The organism is Thermoactinomyces sp. CICC 10523, from assembly GCF_016055105.1.
Taxonomy (GTDB): Bacteria; Bacillota; Bacilli; order Thermoactinomycetales; family Thermoactinomycetaceae; genus Thermoactinomyces_A; species Thermoactinomyces_A daqus.
In genome coordinates, this window is the sequence record NZ_JAECVX010000003.1 from 289,141 (window position 1) to 306,190 (window position 17,050).

The 17,050-nt window shown below is 49.9% G+C and carries 15 protein-coding genes; 9 read left to right on the plus strand and 6 right to left on the minus strand.

Annotated features, from left to right (window positions below):
- Positions 1-61: 61 nt before the first annotated feature.
- Positions 62-1,054, minus strand: a complete 993-nt coding sequence (gene lplA, locus I8U19_RS06520; RefSeq protein ID WP_033100847.1) for a lipoate--protein ligase — start codon at positions 1,052-1,054, stop codon at positions 62-64.
- A 200-nt stretch (positions 1,055-1,254) separates the two neighbouring features.
- On the opposite strand from lplA, the gene recQ reads away from it, so the two are divergent.
- On the plus strand, positions 1,255-3,405 hold the full coding sequence (recQ, locus tag I8U19_RS06525) for a DNA helicase RecQ (protein WP_198055499.1): 2,151 nt from the start codon (positions 1,255-1,257) through the stop codon (positions 3,403-3,405).
- Positions 3,406-3,411: 6 nt separating this feature from the next.
- Here the strand turns inward: recQ and I8U19_RS06530 are convergent, their stop codons facing one another.
- Positions 3,412-4,356, minus strand: a complete 945-nt coding sequence (locus I8U19_RS06530; protein WP_198055500.1) for an MBL fold metallo-hydrolase — start codon at positions 4,354-4,356, stop codon at positions 3,412-3,414.
- Positions 4,357-4,604: 248 nt separating this feature from the next.
- Here I8U19_RS06530 and I8U19_RS06535 point away from each other — a divergent pair, with 248 nt between their 5' ends.
- Both I8U19_RS06535 and rnz read left to right on the plus strand, forming a co-directional pair.
- Positions 4,605-5,444 carry a Cof-type HAD-IIB family hydrolase gene (locus I8U19_RS06535; protein WP_033100845.1) on the plus strand — a complete coding sequence of 280 codons (840 nt, stop codon included), beginning with the start codon at positions 4,605-4,607 and terminating at the stop codon, positions 5,442-5,444.
- A complete protein-coding gene (gene rnz / locus I8U19_RS06540; protein ID WP_033100844.1) occupies positions 5,441-6,385 on the plus strand; it encodes a ribonuclease Z in 945 nt (314 codons plus the stop codon). Before I8U19_RS06535 ends, rnz begins: the two co-directional genes overlap by 4 nt.
- Positions 6,386-6,390: 5 nt before the next feature.
- Here rnz and I8U19_RS06545 read toward each other — a convergent pair whose 3' ends face one another.
- A complete protein-coding gene (locus tag I8U19_RS06545) occupies positions 6,391-7,587 on the minus strand; it encodes an MFS transporter (protein ID WP_081943813.1) in 1,197 nt (398 codons plus the stop codon).
- A 94-nt stretch (positions 7,588-7,681) separates the two neighbouring features.
- On the opposite strand from I8U19_RS06545, the gene I8U19_RS06550 reads away from it, so the two are divergent.
- The 4 genes from I8U19_RS06550 (at position 7,682) to I8U19_RS06565 (ending at position 9,912) form a co-directional block, all read left to right on the plus strand.
- Positions 7,682-8,488 carry a mechanosensitive ion channel family protein gene (locus tag I8U19_RS06550; RefSeq protein ID WP_198055501.1) on the plus strand — a complete coding sequence of 269 codons (807 nt, stop codon included), beginning with the start codon at positions 7,682-7,684 and terminating at the stop codon, positions 8,486-8,488.
- Positions 8,489-8,556: 68 nt separating this feature from the next.
- Positions 8,557-8,739 carry a YhzD family protein gene (locus tag I8U19_RS06555; protein ID WP_232330858.1) on the plus strand — a complete coding sequence of 61 codons (183 nt, stop codon included), beginning with the start codon at positions 8,557-8,559 and terminating at the stop codon, positions 8,737-8,739.
- Between the two features lie 324 nt (positions 8,740-9,063).
- Positions 9,064-9,285, plus strand: a complete 222-nt coding sequence (locus I8U19_RS06560; protein ID WP_033100840.1) for a hypothetical protein — start codon at positions 9,064-9,066, stop codon at positions 9,283-9,285.
- A 105-nt stretch (positions 9,286-9,390) separates the two neighbouring features.
- A complete protein-coding gene (locus tag I8U19_RS06565; protein WP_152568533.1) occupies positions 9,391-9,912 on the plus strand; it encodes a Fic/DOC family protein in 522 nt (173 codons plus the stop codon).
- A 96-nt stretch (positions 9,913-10,008) separates the two neighbouring features.
- Here the strand turns inward: I8U19_RS06565 and I8U19_RS06570 are convergent, their stop codons facing one another.
- Positions 10,009-11,922 (minus strand): heavy metal translocating P-type ATPase, encoded by a 1,914-nt coding sequence (locus I8U19_RS06570; RefSeq protein WP_198055502.1) that lies wholly within the window; start codon positions 11,920-11,922, stop codon positions 10,009-10,011.
- Positions 11,923-12,492: 570 nt separating this feature from the next.
- On the opposite strand from I8U19_RS06570, the gene I8U19_RS06575 reads away from it, so the two are divergent.
- Together I8U19_RS06575 and I8U19_RS17630 are read left to right on the plus strand one after the other, a co-directional pair.
- The gene (locus I8U19_RS06575; RefSeq protein ID WP_033100837.1) at positions 12,493-13,449 is read left to right on the plus strand and encodes a trypsin-like serine peptidase; all 957 of its coding nucleotides are present in this window, start codon (positions 12,493-12,495) and stop codon (positions 13,447-13,449) included.
- Between the two features lie 255 nt (positions 13,450-13,704).
- Entirely contained in the window at positions 13,705-13,941 is a 237-nt protein-coding gene (locus I8U19_RS17630; protein WP_370589200.1) for a carboxypeptidase-like regulatory domain-containing protein, read from the plus strand.
- 28 nt (positions 13,942-13,969) lie between these two features.
- Here I8U19_RS17630 and I8U19_RS06585 read toward each other — a convergent pair whose 3' ends face one another.
- Both I8U19_RS06585 and I8U19_RS06590 read right to left on the minus strand, forming a co-directional pair.
- Complete coding sequence (locus I8U19_RS06585; protein WP_198055503.1) at positions 13,970-16,036, minus strand: thioredoxin domain-containing protein; 2,067 nt, start codon at positions 16,034-16,036, stop codon at positions 13,970-13,972.
- 363 nt (positions 16,037-16,399) lie between these two features.
- The gene (locus I8U19_RS06590) at positions 16,400-16,861 is read right to left on the minus strand and encodes a hypothetical protein (protein WP_052154152.1); all 462 of its coding nucleotides are present in this window, start codon (positions 16,859-16,861) and stop codon (positions 16,400-16,402) included.
- Positions 16,862-17,050: the final 189 nt, after the last annotated feature.

Genomic DNA, 17,050 nt, shown 5'->3' on the forward strand with positions numbered 1-17,050 from the left:
CACGGAAGAAAAGCTCGTACAACGCGGTACGAGCTTTTCCCTTTGCTTCAACCCGCTTCGTTCAGTAAAGCAGATCGATAAACTGTTCCTTCGTAATATCCCCGAAATAATGCTTCACATCCAGACCGGAAAGGGCCGCTTCGATCTCGTCGCGATCATACCGTTTTCCGATGAGGCGTTTCTCGATATCGGCAACGTCGCCGATCCCAAAAAAGTCCCCGTAAATCTTGCAGTTTTTAATGATCCCTTTTTCCCCCACATCCAGACGTACATCGATCGAGCCGATGGGGAACCGCTTGCTTCTCATCACATTAAACTCGGGAGACTCCCCGAAGTTCCAATCCCAATTTTTATAACGTTCGTCTGCGATCCTGTGAATTTCCCGCCAATCAGCTTCAGACAACACATATTCGGGAATCGGATCTTGCCCGGCGAAAATGCGGGACAACAGATAAGAGCGAAACTGCAAAATCGTCATCGGCTGTCTGAGAAAGTCAGTAATATTGGCGACGCGGCTGCGCACCGATTTAATCCCTTTTGACTCTATTTTATCCTTTTTGACCTGGAGCGCCTTTTCCACGCGATCCAGGTTGACATCAAACATCAGCGTTCCATGGCTGAACATGCGTCCTCGGCTGGAAAATTGTGCATTCCCCGATATTTTCCGGCCTTCGATCAGGATATCATTCCGGCCGCTCAATTCCGCATCCAATCCCAATTCCCGCAATGCCCGGATCACAGGATCAGTGAACTTGCGGAAATTGGCAAAGCTTTTGCCATCGTCCTTGGTGATGAAGCTGAAGTTCAAATTCCCCAGATCATGGTAGACCGCTCCGCCGCCGGACAGCCGTCGCACCACATGGATGCCGTGTTCCCGCACATAATCGACATGAATCTCTTCAACGGTGTTCTGGTGTTTGCCGATAATAATCGATGGTTCGTTTATATAAAAGAGCAGGTACGTATTTTCGATATCCAAATGTTTCAAAGCGTATTCCTCGATCGCGAGATTGATTCGCGGATCGGTTACATTTTGATTGTCAATAAAAAGCATGGTTCTTCACACCTTCTTTCCAATCGTCAGGCGCTTTGATTTGCATTTCGCAGATTATCCACATACCTCATTCATTCTAAATAAATTTATTACCCTTGTCACCCTTTGCCGACAGAAGCAAATTCCTGCCTGCCAAGCCCCCTGCCATTGTGTACAATAGATTACAGTCAAGTTTCATGGACTTTGGGGGGTGAATCGCTTTGTCACTTGAGCAAGCGGAACTGCTCCTGCAAAAATACTTCGGTTATCCCACATTTCGCAGCGGACAAAAAAAGATCATCGAAAGCATCCTGGCCGGGCACAACACGATGGGCATCATGCCGACCGGTGGCGGCAAATCAATCTGCTACCAGATTCCCGCGTTAATGTTTCCGGGTATCACCCTTGTGGTTTCCCCCTTGATCTCTCTGATGAAGGATCAAGTTGACGGACTGAAAGAGCTGGGAATCCCGGCCACTTACATAAACAGCTCCCTGAGCGCGGAGCAAATCGACCAACGCATCATCCGGCTGAAACAGGGGAAATACAAGCTGCTCTATCTCGCTCCCGAGCGTCTCGATTCCCACCGTTTCCAGACGATTTTTGAAAGCTTGCCCATTTACTTTGTCACCATTGATGAGGCTCACTGCATCTCCCAGTGGGGGCACGATTTCCGTCCAAGCTACCGCTCCATGGCGGACATGATCCTGAAGCTGCCGCGACGCCCGATTATTGCCGCTCTTACAGCAACCGCGACGAGCGACGTGCGTGAGGATATTGCCAGCCTGATGAAAATTCCGCCTTCCCATATATTTTCAACCAAATTGCGGCGGGAAAACCTTTCTTTTTATGTTAGACATGAAGAGAACAGAAGCGAATTCATCCAAAACTATTTGCGGCAAAATGAGGGAAAAACGGGGATCATCTACTGTGCCACACGAAAAGAAACCGACCAGCTTCACGCCTTGCTCGCCGGAGCCGGTTTTTCTGTGGCCAAATACCACGGAGGAATGAGTGAAGAAGAACGAAACCGCGCCCAAGAGCAGTTTTCCTATGACCAGATCCAGACCATCATCGCCACCAATGCTTTTGGGATGGGCATCGACAAATCCAATGTGCGCTTTGTCATCCATTACAACATGCCCCGGAATTTGGAGTGCTACTATCAGGAAGCCGGACGGGCCGGACGGGACGGTGAGAAAAGCGAATGCATCCTCCTTTTCTCTCCGCAGGACATCCCGACCCAGCGCTACCTGATCACGCACAGCGACATGACGCCGGAGCGTAAAACCTATGAGCTGAACAAACTGCAAAAGATGATCAACTACTGCCATGCCGGAGGATGCCTGCAAAAAGAGATCGTCTCCTATTTTGGCGAAAAAGAGACGACCGCCTGCGGCACGTGCGGAAATTGTCGGAATCAGGCGGGGGACTTGAGCGATATCACCATTGAGGCGCAAAAAATCTTCTCCTGTATCAAGCGAATGCAGGAACGTTTCGGACTCACCATCATCTCCAAAGTGTTGCGCGGTTCCAAAAGCAAACGCGTTATGGAGTGGGATCTCCACAAGCTGTCCACCTACGGGATCCTGAGTGAATACACGGAGAAGGAAATCCTCGGCTTATGCAAGCGGTTGGCAGCGGAAGGGTATATCTCCCTCGCTTACGAAGGCGGAATGTCCTTTCCCATCGCCAAACTGACTAACAAAGCGATTGAAGTCCTGAAAGGAATGAGACCGGTCAGAATCCGCCTGGATCATGATCAATCGCTCCATTCCGAACCGAAACGTTCCCACGGGTTGTTTGAAGAACTGCGCCAGCTTCGCAAAACACTGTCCGAACAGGAACAGTTGCCGCCTTATATGATTTTCGGCGACAGCACATTAAAAGAAATGTGCCGCCGCCTGCCGCTGACGGAAGAGGCGATGCGGTCGATCAGCGGTGTCGGGGAGAGGAAATACAAAAAATATGGTCTCGCTTTTCTTGAAGCGATCCGTCAATATGCGCAAAAACATAATCTCTCTCCGGAAACGGATCCGGCCGCCTCTGCCTCCTCTGACAAAGAGCCGAGCCACCTGGTCACCTATCACTTGTATGTGCAGGGAAAAACGATTGATGAAATCGCCGCGGAAAGAGGGCTTGTCCGCAGCACCGTCGAAGATCATCTGCTCCGGGCCGGACTGGAAGGAATGGATCTTTCCTGGGACGACTTTATTCCCCCGCGCTGGGAAAAGCTGATCATGCAAAAAATCGCGGAACTGGGTGCGCATAAACTGCGTCCGATCAAAGACGCCCTGCCGCCGGAAGTCGACTACATGGCCATAAAAGCAGCCATCGCCAAAAGGGAGCTTCTCTCCCCGACGGCAAAATGACCCGGATCAGCGGACGGCTTTGCTCAAACAAAAAACTTCTCCCTGTTCCTGCCAGACAATCCGTTCCGCTTCCTCCCCTGCTGCTTCCTTCAGGCGCCGGATCGGTTCATCGACCGGCTCATAGGAGAGGACAAATGTATTCCAGTGGATCGGAGCCAGCCATTTTGCTCCGATCTCTTTAAACATTTGCCAAGCTTGCTCCGGCGTACAGTGCGCCCACTGAAACGAATCGGGGAAATAAGCGCCGATCGGCATCAGGGCCAGGTCGATCTCCCCCTTTTCCTTCAGCTTGGACAGATTCGGGGTATAGGCGGTATCACCGGGATAAAAAATCCGTTGTTCCCTCTTTTCAAGCAAATACCCCGTGTATCCGTAACTCTTATTCCACGGAAAACGGTTCCCCCAGTGCTTGACCGGAACCGCCGTGATGGTGAGTCCCCATTCGCGAAAATCGATGCTTTCCTCTCCTCCCAGCTCAAAAACCTCGGAAAAAGGCATCTTTTTCAATAAATGTCCGGTTCCTGACGCCGTAACCACCTTGGTGCCGGAATGAGCCAATTTTTTCAAGCTCGGGAAATCAAAATGATCCATATGGGCATGAGACAACAGAATCAGATCGACATGTCCCAACTCCTCAATGGACAAAGCCGGTCCCGTATGCCGTTTGGGACCGATCGTCCAGTCCCGGATCCCCAGATGGACGCCGACGCGCCGCCCCAAAACGGGATCGGTCAGAATCTTGGTGCCATACAGATTAATCAGCACCGTCGAATGGCCGACCCAGCCAACAGTAACGTCTTCATCGCTCCAGCACTTTGGCTTAAGGAAGTTGGCCGGCTCCTTGAAGAGAGGTTTTGGCATCCGGGAAAAATGCCTGAAAACCGAAACCAAAACAACGATGACAAGGAATATGAATAACAAGCCGATGATAAAAAGGCTGTCCATAATCATAAATGCTTGTCTTCTCCTTCTGTGAATGTTTATTGCAGGTCAGATCGTGGTATCCCCTTATCTTTCCGGTTCCTCCATGACCCTCCCGAGTTGGCTTAAACTGTCTCATCTCCGGATTGTTCAATATTTTCCATGTATGGATGAAAAAGAATCTTCCCTCTGTCATCCGGGATCATGAAAAATGAAACACTTTGTGGTACGCTATGGGAGATACCGGTGGAACAAAAGACATAGAAAGAGTGTATAGCATGATTCGATTATTTGTCAGCGATCTGGACAACACCTTACTTAACCATGAAAAGCGCGTTACGGAAGCCGATCAGGCCGCCCTGCGGACATTGGAGCGCGAAGGGGTGATCCTCTGCCTCGCATCAGGCCGCATGGATAAAGAACTGACGCGCATCGCGGGAGAAATCGGCATCAATGCCCACCGCATCAGTCAAAACGGCGCTTTTCTCTATACGACGGAAAATGAAAAGCTCAGTTCCGCCGTGTTTCCCGGTGAACTCGCGCGTCAACTGTACCAGGAGGCACTCCCGTTCGGACTTTCTTGTTTCATCAATCAGGAAAACGACATGCTCGTGAAGGCCAAAACCCCGGAGATCCGGGCGATTGAACAACGCATGAAGATGCCGGTGAAAGAAGATCCGCATGTGCCGGAACAAATCGGTCACTCGATCCTTCCAAGCAAACTCTGTTTTTTTGGTGATCTCGAAACCATCAAAAAACTGGAACAACACATTAACACCAAATACCGCGGACAATTGGACACCTTTATTTCCGACAAAGATTGCATCGATTTCATGCCGTACGGGATTTCCAAAGGTGCTGCCATTGAAAAATTAATCGACAGGTTGGGCCTGAAAGCTGAGGAAGTCGCTTGCATCGGTGACTCCTTTAACGATATCTCCATGCTCCGGATGACTCCGCACAGCTTTGCCATGGCTGGTGCCGACCCGGCTGTGCAAAAAGAAGCGGCTCATATCGTGCATTCCGTAGCCGAAGCAGCCAGGTGGGTCCTGGACTTTAACCGGAACAGACAGGCGACCGAAAGCGGTCTTGATGAAGAAAGGATGCAAAAGGGATGATCTTCTATTTCCTCGGTACCGGCGCGGGGGTTCCTTCCAGAATGCGCAACGTTTCTTCCCTCGCCCTGGTCATGCCGGAATACGGAGGACAAACCTGGCTGTTTGACTGCGGAGAGGCAACCCAGCATCAAATACTTGTTTCACCTGTAAAGCTGAGTAAGGTAAGCCACATCTGGATCACCCACCTGCACGGGGACCATCTCTACGGCTTGCCTGGAGTCCTGGGAAGCCGTTCCTTTCAGGGAGCGGAAACACCGCTGACCGTATACGGCCCCCCGGGATTGGCCGAATTCATTGAAATCTCTCTGAAAACGAGCCGGACATTCCTCCGCTATCCGCTGAAGGTGGAGGAAATCGCCGACGGCAGCCGGTTTACGGAAGGAGCGTTCTCCATTCTGGTCAAGAAATTGGATCACGGCATCCCGTCATTCGGCTTTCGGCTGATGGAAAAAGAACAGCCCGGGCGGCTCGATGCCAAGCGCCTCAAGGAAATCGGCGTTCCACCCGGTCCTGTTTACAAAGAATTGAAAGAAGGAAAAACGGTTTTGCTCCCGGACGGGCGGCACATCGACGGCAAAGAGTTCCTGTCTCCGCCAGTACCGGGAAGAATCATCGCCATCCTCGGTGATACCCGCGTCACAAAGACCGCATTCGAACTCGCAGGCAATGCAGATATACTCATCCATGAATCGACCTACCGGGCCGGACAGGAAGAGTTGGCTTTTTCTTTCTTTCATTCAACCTGCACCCAGGCGGCGGAAGTGGCCAAACAATCCGGAGCAAAACGTCTCATTCTAAATCATATCAGTTCCCGCTTTCAAGAGGAAGATTGTGCCGAATTGCTCGAAGAAGCCAGAAGCGTCTTTCCGCAAACGCTGCTCGCCCATGACGGCTTCGAGTATGAATTGCCGGTGCGCGAAGTTAAACAGAAACAGACGTAATCGTTCTAGACTGCTTTCTTCCGAACGATTTCCTCCTGCTTATGCGTGACGGGATACAGCAGCGCCAACAGAACAAAAACCAAAAGCGAACTGCCGATAAACCAAAACAACGCCGGACTCCCGAACCACTCGATCAGATAACCGCCCAGATAGGGGCCGAGGATGCTGCCGACACTGAAATGCATGGCGGCAATCGCATTGGCTGCCGGCAAATCGTCGGCAGCCAAAAGATCCGTGGCATAAGCAAGGCCGAGGGAAAACAGAGAACCGACGAAGCCTCCGATCAATGTAAAAGCGATGAACAGATAGATAACATTTGAAAGCAACAGAGGAATCAGAAACATCCCGAGCGAACCCAAACAGCAGGTCGCGATCAGGATTCGTTTACGGCCGATCCGGTCTCCCAGCGTTCCGAGCGGTACCTGCAACAGCAAGCTCCCCCAGACGAAGGCGGAGATCAGGATGGAGATCCATCCTTTGGAGAGACCTTCTTTCAAACCGATCACCGGGAAGTTTCCCGACAGCGCCGTTTCCAGAAAACCGTATAAAACGGGAGGACACAGCGCAACCAGACCCGTCAGATAAATTCGCCGCAATTGCGCCCCGTTCCGCTGCCTTTTCCCGGAAGCAACCTCTGCCGACTCCGGCAGGCTTCCATTATCGAGACGCAGCGACAAGCAAAGAGAGATGCCCAAAACGGCCAGGACAGCCAAAAACGGCATAAACTTTCCAAAAACAAGCAAATTCATGCCGAGAGGGCCGATGCCAAAACCGAGCCCATAGGCAAAACCGTACTGGGAAATCCGTTTTCCCCTTTGTACGGCAGGAGCGGTTGTCGTAATCCACAGCTGGGTCGCATAATGCAATAAGCTGTCACCTGCTCCGACAACAAGACGCAGGAAACTCCAAATCCAGACATTGGACGAGAGAGGAAACAGAATGGTCGCTCCACCCACTGTGCACAAACCAAACAAAATTGTCCATTTCAATCCTTTCCGCTTCACCACCCTTGCCCCAAACGGCGAAGCGATGAGCATTCCGATATAAAGAGCTGCTGCGCTCAAACCGTTGACGGCCGGATTTATTCCCTGCTCGTCAAGTAAAGTGGTAAGGAGCGGAATGAGCAATCCCTGGGTCATCCCGGCAACACAGACGATCAGCACCAATATGCGAAACCGTGCAATCGACCACCGTTCGACCATCGATTCAGCACCTCCCTTTTTCTGCAATCAAAATATCATGAAGAGGATTATAGACCGTTCAATCCGAATGCGCAACAAGGAGGAGAACTTTTTTATGCCTGATTTATCCAATTGGATTCACATCGATTTCACCAAAATCTTCGATTCCCTGCTCGCAAGCATCTTCATTATTGTCATCTCACTGATCGCTCTTTCCGTCATCCGCAAAATCATCATTCGCCTGACCAATCAGAGCAAGCGGCTGAACAAAGGAACGCAGCAGCGCCTGAAAACGATACAAAGCTTGTTGATCAACGTATCCACCTATGTAATCTTTTTTATTGCCGCGGTTACCGTACTCAAAGAATTCGGCATTGATATCTCTGCCATTTTGGCCAGTGCCGGCGTCCTGGGCCTGGCGATCGGCTTTGGGGCCAAAGATTTGGTCGCCGACATCGTTACCGGATTTTTTATGCTGATGGAAGATCAGGTTCATGTCGGCGAGGAAATTACCGTGAACGGATATTCCGGCACTGTGGAGCATGTCGGTCTGCGCGTGCTGAAACTGCGTGACAGTGACGGGGACCTTCACTTTGTCCTCAATCGGGATGTAAAATCGCTCACCAACCATTCACGCGGGTTTAAACAGGCGCAGGTCGATCTCCCCATCCCGGCAGATGCGGACCTCGACCGGGCCATTTCCGTTCTGGAACAGGAATGCAACCGCCTCAAACAGCAGATGGCTGGCATTATAAACGGCCCGACAGTGCTGGGGGTGGAAACGATCAGCACTACTGAAGCGATGATTCGTGTCGTCGCCCAAACCGAAAATGAGAAGAAAAGCGAAGTCGAGCGGGAAATGAGAAAAGATCTGAAAAAAGCGCTTGATCAGGCGCAGATCAAACTGAATGCTTCACTTTGACATGCTATAATAAATTTGATTTGCCACACAACTCACACAAAAGATGAGGTGAGCCAGTCGTGTACCATATGACCGTTTATGATGAAAAGGGAGAAGTGTTATTCGACGAAGCACTCAAGGCGAAAACGGACGAAGAAGCCAAAAAGGAAGGTTATGCTTGGCTGACGAAACACGGCCACGTGACCAAACCTCACCGCATTTTCCATACAACAGGGAGATTGGTCGCGTTTAAATCCCATCAGTTGAAGTAATATGTTCATCATCGCCGATTGCGCGCAGTTCAGGAAGATCTGCAAAACTGTTAACAACGCCAGAGGAGGGCATGGGTGTTTTTCAGCAGTGGCTTTTGCGACAGTAGAAACGGGAGCAAGGAAAAACACCCGGCCCCGGCAGTCCTTGGTTTCGTAACTTTGTCAACAAGCTGGCAGATCCGAAGATCTGTGCCTTTTTTTTGCATCGTGTTTCCGGGTATAAGAGACATCCCCTCCCACCTATAATAGGAACGTGCCGTAAACGGGGCGGCTGAACATTGTTGGTCCCCGGCCGCAAATGATAAAATAGAGGTGAACCTCAAAATGGAAAGGATGCCAACTCAAATGGGCGTTGCCAACCAAATCACCGACTCTCCCAAGCAGATATCGCCAAAAGCGAAGTTCCGGGGGGCCGTTGGGACACTGAAACATGAAGGCGTTCATCTGAGCAAACCTGAACAAGAACTACTCCTCGCTTACTGCGAAGGGCGAATCTCCGAAGAAGAATATGACCGCAAGGCACTGGAGCTTGCACTGAAAGGATAGTACCAGAGATTGAAGGAATCTCCTTACTTTTATCCCGGTACAACGATCTTGAAAAATAAACGAGGCCTGCGTGATCAGAAGAAACTCGCTGTCTGGGAGAGATTGATGACTTCCAAACGCCTGGTGCAGTTGATGGAGTCACCGATCCTCGGCCATTTTGATCTACTCCATCTGCAACGGATCCATTGGTATCTCTTTCAAGATGTGTACGAGTGGGCAGGTCAACTCCGGACGGAAACGATCTCAAAACCTCCGACCGTTTTTTGTTTGCCTTATTTCCTTCGTCCCCAAGCAGAACGAATCTTTGCCGAACTCCGGTCCGAGAGGTATCTGACTGGACTGGATGCCGAAAGTTTCTCCGACCGGGCCGCCTATTATCTCGCGGAGATCAACATGCTTCACCCTTTTCGCGAGGGAAACGGACGGGCTCAGCGGGAGTTCATTCGCTGTCTGGGTTTGAATACAGGCTATGAGATTGACTGGTATGCGCTTGACGCCGATGCCATGTTGGAAGCAATGATTGAATCAGCACACCGGTCGCGGGCTAAATTGGTCCGCATGATTCAGATAAGTCTGGCAAATGAAAAACCAAATGCCGAACTGATCCGCTTTTACCGCCGAAATTGATAACCATCACAACCAACGTTTTTTCTTTAAAAGTTTTGAAGACAGCAAAAAGGGAGAAACGCCGGATTCGGTCAGCTTCTCCCTTTTCATTGTAGTTCACTTCAACAAACGCAGTCCATTTAAAATAACCAAAATCGTACTTCCTTCATGCCCCACCACGCCAAACGGCAGATTCATCCACTGGATGAAATTAGCCGCCACCAGCAGACCGATCACCGATAAAGCAAAGATCACGTTTTGCTTTACGACGCGGTTCAGCTTTTTCGCCATCCTGATCAAATACGGGATTTTCAAGAGATCGTCTTTCATCAGGATGACATCGGCCGTTTCCAGAGCCAAATCCGTCCCTTCTCCTCCCATGGCAAATCCGGTTCCCGCACGGGCGAGGGCAGGAGCATCATTGACACCGTCCCCTACCATCGCCACCTCACCGTATGTCTCTTTTAGCTCCTCGACCAACCGCACTTTTTCTTCCGGCAGCAGATCGGCAAAGACGAGATCAACTCCCGCTTCTTCGGCGATCGCTTCTGCGGTTTTCCTTTGATCGCCGGTTAACATGGCCACGAGAATCCCCTGCTTTTTCAATTCGCGCACCATCTCTGCCGCTTCCGGCCGAATCTGATCGCGCAGCGCGAAGCAGCCGGCTATCTCCCCGTCCTTTGCCGCCAAAATAACGGTTTTCCCCTCATCCTCCCATTTTCGGACGATTTCGCCGACCTCCCGGTTTTGCTCGGAAAATGCACGCGGTTTCCCGATAAACCAACGGCTCCCTTTATACTCCGCTTCAATTCCTTTCCCGGGATGCGCCGTTAAGGATTCCACTTTTTCCGGTTTCACTCCGTTGGCCGCTGCATATTCCGCAAACGCCCGGGCGATCGGATGCTCGGACAACCCTTCAATCGAGGCGACAGCCTGAAGCAGTTCCGTTTCCGACCATTCTCCGAAAGGCCGTATATCCGTCACTTGCGGACGTCCTGCCGTCAAGGTGCCCGTTTTATCAAAAGCGATCACCTTCAAGCCGGCCAGGTTGGTCAGTTGCTTCCCGCTTTTGATCAGGATTCCTTGCCGCGCGCCGTTTGAAATCGCCGCCAGCAGAGCAGGCAAAATGGAGGCGACCAAGGCGCAGGGAGATGCGACGACCAGAAAAATCATCGCACGGTATAAGCTCTCTTTCCACGACCAGTCAAAAAAAACAGGGGGCAAAAGCATCAGCAAACCAGTCAGCAGCAATACCGCCTTCACATAGATTTTTTCGATTCGCTCAATCTTCGTTTGCACAGGCGGCACTTCCGAACGCGCCTGTTCAATCAGCCGGACCATCCGGGCGACCACACTCTGATCCCCCGCCCTCGTCACTTCAATGATCAGGGAACCTTCCCCATTGGTCGTCCCGGCATACACTTCGCTGCCTTCCTTTTTCTCTGCCGGCATCGCTTCGCCGGTAATCGCCGCTTCATGTACCGATGACACTCCTTTTCTGATCATCCCGTCCGCCGCGATCCGTTCACCGGGTTTCACCAGAATCAGATCCCCTTGTTTCAATTGACCTGCCGGCACCAGGTGTTCTTCGCCATCCTCCGTCCATAAGCGGGCCTGTTCCGGTTTCAGTTTGATCAGCGAAGACAGATCCCCTTCGCTTTTGGCCAAGGTATAGCTCTCCAAGGCACCGCTGACCGCAAAAATAAAGATGAGCATGCCGCCTTCCAGCCAATAGCCGATTGCCGCTGCTCCGATCGCGGCCACAAACATGAGCAGATTTACATCAAGTTCTCTCTCCCGGATCAGGGTGGCGGCCCCCTCTTTTGCTTTGGCAAATCCTCCGATCACATAAGCAGCGATGAACAACGCAAGCGCCAGCCCCAATCTCTCTTTTTGCATCCACCAGGCCACGAACAGCAAAACACCGCAAATTACGGCAGCCATCATCTCCATATGTCGTTTCCAATCCCAATTATGAAGCCAAGTGAAGACTGTTGCATGCCGTTTATCCGGCAAGACCTCCATTTGCATATTCGCCACACCGCCTTTTGAGAATAATGATCATTTTTATTTACCTTAAAACAAGCGAAGCGACCCCGCTTGCCGGAGCCGCACACATCCATTGAAAACGATTCTCGTTTTTGATTGATTGCAAATAAGTTTGTTCAGGTTAACATTTTTATAATAATTATAATATGATAATCATTAAAAGTAAATCCCCTCAGGAGGAGTTTTTCAAAACGGGCATCTATGTCGGAGATGAAAAAACTGGGAGAGGGGAGCGAACCATCTGATTGACCGGAAACTTTGCCCGGAGAAGCAAAAAGGCCGATAAATTTGTCCAAAAATAGAAATTTTCTTGCCCGTTTTCATCCATGCGTTCCGCAGCTTCGGGTTAAATCATTTGGATTTAACAGTATTTAATAAACGAAAAATAAACTAATTCATAAATAAAAAATAATTCAATGCAAATTCGTTTTTATTTCAACATGCAACTTTTCCGTTATTTTCTCCGTCTATACAAGAATGTCCAATTGTCCCTAATTTTGGTTTTATTTATAATATTCGGTGACAGTCATAAACTGGGAAGGAGATTTGCTCATGTCACACAAATTCAGCTTGCGACAAACGATCATGGCAACAGCGCTTCTGGGGTTAACCCTGCTTCCATTGACAAGCGTTCTTCCGATCCGACAAGCGTCTGCGGCCAATGACTCCCCCCATACCCCCGTCTCCAGTGACGGTTCTTACCGCACCGTGTTCGGTCAGCCTGATGATGTGATTCAGACGCAAAACGGAGCCTATGTAAAAGGACATCCGGGAACGAACAAACGCATCCATGAATTCGCCCCATCTTCTTCAAGAACATCGAACCAATCTGCCGGACACTTGGGAGAGGAATCTGTCATCGGACAGGATGAACGAACCGAAGTGCAGGATCCCTCCGTCTATCCTTACAGTGCCATCGTAAAAATTGAAAGCGATATCGGCGGCTGCACCGGTTGGCTGATCAGCCCGGATACGGTTGTGACCGCCGGACATTGTGTATATGATCCAAACAAACATAAATGGGCCAGTTTCGCCAATGTGTACCCCGGCCGAAACGGGAACGACCTTCCTTATGGCTCAGCCAAAGCCCGAACGTTCTATTCCGTGACCGGGTGGACGGAAGATGGAGACGGCTCCTACGATTATGGCGCGATCAAATTGAATTGGGATATCGGAGATTCAGCCGGTTGGTTCGGTTATCGCTGGAAAAGCGGTTCGCTGGACGGAACGCCTGAGAATCTTAGCGGTTATCCCGGCGATAAAGAATACGGCACGCAATGGGAAGACAGGGATCAGATTCGCAAATCCACAGCGTACAAACTCTATTATTCAAACGATACATATGGAGGACAAAGCGGTTCCCCGGTCTATCAGGAAAATTCCCGGGGATGCGGGGTATGCTCCATCGCGATCCATACCAATGGTGTTTACGGGTACAACGGATATAATAGCGGAACGAGGATCACCCAGGAAGTGTTTAATAACCTGAATCTATGGCGACAACAGTAAAAAGGGGCTTTCCGGCCTCCTGAATCGACACAGGAAGGATGTCCGCCAAGCGCTTTCTCATGTTGGCGGACACCTTTTTGGCAAAAGGAGTTTGGGCCAACCATGACATTTTCCCGCTATTCATCAGCTTGTTACACTCTCTTTTTCCTTTTTCTTCTTCTCCTCCCCTTCTCCGCGTCCCTCTTTGCCAATGAGGGCAAAAGCACCATCAGCGGTCAAGTCACCGATCATCATGGCTTTCCCCTGGAGCATGTATTGGTCTTTCCGGAACCGGCCGGGAAAACAGCCGGACCGATCCCGGACATTGCAGTTTATACAGACCGAAACGGCTGTTTTGCATGGCACGTTCCTCCCGGCCGTTATCAATTCCGTTTCCAAAAAAACGGGTATCAGCCGACTTATATAATCGTCCAAACCGAAGCCTCTCAAAAGAAAAAGTTCCACATCAAGATGATCCCGGGAAGGGAACAGAAAAAAGCACAACCTTTTTGATCGGTTGTGCCCTTCATTGTCCCTTTTATTATTTGAGCGCTTCTTTCAATTCTTTTATCTCCCTGATCGGCGCCTGGCAAGCATAATTCTCGCAGATGTAAACGGCAGGCTTTTCCGCTTGCGCCGGCTCTTTCTCCTTCACATTGGGAATGAAAATTTTCATCGTCGTCGCCACATCTCCCCGCGGTTGCAGTGCAATCACCGCTTCCGGCAGATAAGCCCGCTGCACCATCCGAATCATTTCCTTCGTATCGACATCATTGGGACGTCCGGAAATGACGATCTCCTTGCTCGGCCCCTGGGCGAACATCATGGCAATCAAGAAAAAGGAATGGGAAATCGGCGAGGAATCAATCGCCTTGGCAAAAGCACGAAGTTGGCGATCCGCCTCCTTCAAAAGCTGCTCGTCCGAAGTCAATTTTCCCAGCCGGATCAAATTGTAAGCAGCCACCGAATTGCCCGAAGGTGTCGCTCCGTCATAAATCTCCTTGGGCCGGACCAAAAGCGTCTCCGCATCTTTTCCGTAAAAATAAAAACCGCCATTTTTCTCATCGCCAAACAGCTCGATCATCTTTTTGGTCAAATAAATGGCCCGTGTGAGATAGTTTGCCTGGAATGTCGTCTCATACAACTCGATTAAACCCCAAATCAAAAAAGCATAGTCATCCAGATAACCGGGGTATTTCGCTTCTCCATCGCGAAAACGGGCAAGCAACCTGCCATCTTCCCGGGTCAGATTGTTAAAGATAAACTCCACCGCACGCACGGCCGCATCCGTATACTCCGTCTCTCCCAAAACCCGGCCGCCGCGGGCCAGTGCCGCAATCATCAGCCCGTTCCAGGAAGTGAGGATTTTATCATCTTTGTACGGATGAACCCGCTTCTCCCGGACGGCAAACAATTTTTCCCGCTGTTCGGCCAGCTTCCGGTTAAGCTCCTCCACAGACAAACCGCGTCGTTTTGCCATCTCCTCCAGGGAAACTCCAATCCGGTTCAAAATCGATGTACCGTGTTCAAAATTCCCTTCTTCCGTCACTCCGTACACTTCACAAAAGAACGCCCCTTCTTCCGGTCCGAGCACTTCCTGAATCTCCCCGGGAGTCCAGACATAAAATTTCCCTTCCACTCCCTCGGAATCCGCATCTTCCGCCGAGTAAAAACCGCCTTCCGGGGAAGTCATATCCCGCAGGACATAAGTAAAAATCTCGCTCGCCACTTCCGCATGGCTTTTCTCACCCGTCGCCTGGAACGCTTCTATGTAAGCGAGCGCCAAGAGCGCCTGATCGTACAGCATTTTTTCAAAATGGGGAACCAGCCATTCCCGGTCAACGGAATAGCGCGCAAATCCATAACCGAGATGATCAAAAATACCCCCTTTTCGCATCGCTGCAAGTGAAGACGTCACCATGCGCAACGCTTCATTTTCACCCGTCTGCCGCCAATACCGCAGCAAAAAGAGGAAATCGTGCGGCCGCGGAAATTTCGGGGCATCCCCGAATCCGCCATACACCTCGTCAAATTGACTGGCAAATTGTTCAAAAGCATAATCAAACAATTCCTTGCCCCACTCCCCTGCTTCATCGGGAGCAAGATAAGCTTGCACCGCCTCCGTGACCCGGCCACTCATCTCATCGGCCCGCTTGCGCTCCGACTTCCAAAGCCGTGCCACCCGTTCAAGCAGCTCAATCAGGCCCGTCCGTCCGTACCGGCTCTCTTTCGGAAAGTAAGTGCCGGCAAAAAACGGCTTCTGCTCCGGCGTCATAATGATCGTCAGCGGCCAACCGCCATGTCCCGTCATCGCCTGGCACACCGTCATGTAGATGTGATCCACATCCGGACGCTCCTCACGATCCACCTTGATCGAAACAAAATTTTCATTTAATACCTTCGCAACCTGTTCATCTTCAAAACTTTCGCGTTCCATCACATGGCACCAATGGCAAGTGCTGTAGCCGATCGAAAGAAAAATCGGTTTGTCTTCCAGTTTTGCCTTCTCAAATGCTTCCGGTCCCCATGGATACCAATCGACAGGATTATAGGCGTGTTGCAGAAGGTAAGGAGATTTTTCGTTGATTAATCGGTTGGCTTTTTTCACGGAAAGATCACTCCACTTTTCCAAACTCAGTTGGTTTATCTTACCATAAAGAAAAAGCGAGGCTCAACATGAAGGCTCGCTTTATGGTTTAATCAACTTCAAAGCTGCTGTCTGTCCACACCCCAATTCACTTCTCAGGAATATCTCCCAGTTGTATCGGCAATTGCGTTAATCGAAACAAGAGCACTCCCAGTTTAAATTCGGATTTAAATCGCCCTCGTTCTCATAAAACTTGATCCCATGCGGGATGATCGCCTTCAAACAAATCAGCAGACAGATAAAAGCTCATTTTTTCTTCATCTTCCTACTATTTAAAGCACGGATTGTTTGAAGGAAACTTATTTCAAGCAAGAGTGCTTCATACTAATTTCGTTCCTTTTGATCTGTTATGATATTCATCTTCGGACGATCTCCTATGTGAAAGAAAAGAGGTGTACCATCAGGATACTTACTTAACTCTTTTTGTAACCATTTCTCAACCTGTTCATTCTTTTCACTCTCAATATACTCAACATAAGCGCCGGCCCCGCCTTCCCTGCAAATGGCAAGCGGCCACTGCACCCGATCAAATCCATCCTTTGGTGGATAGCTCTTTAACGCTTCTTTGTTTCTGGCTCCTGCATTTTTACGATCCAACGTACAAGCAGCGGTCTTCGTTACTCTGAAAGCTTTTCGAAAGAACGATGCTCTTTCAGGAAATTGCTGATCTGAAATGAAAAAGGCTCGATCATCGACTTTTACGATATTGGTTTTCTTTGATTCTTCATGCATTGTACACCCTGCCAAAACGAAAATAGAAAAGAAAATGATGATCAAATTACGCATTAAATCCCTTCCACCTCCATATAAAAAAGGCAGGTATTATTTTCATAATAATATCCAAATTTTAAATATAATATAATTAATGATTGATCAGGATCAAGTCCAAAATTATGTGTAAATTTCCACGGTCAGAAAAAGTCGGCGTTCAACTTATGCGTGTGACTTTTGGCTGAGGTTTTTCTTTGGATTTTC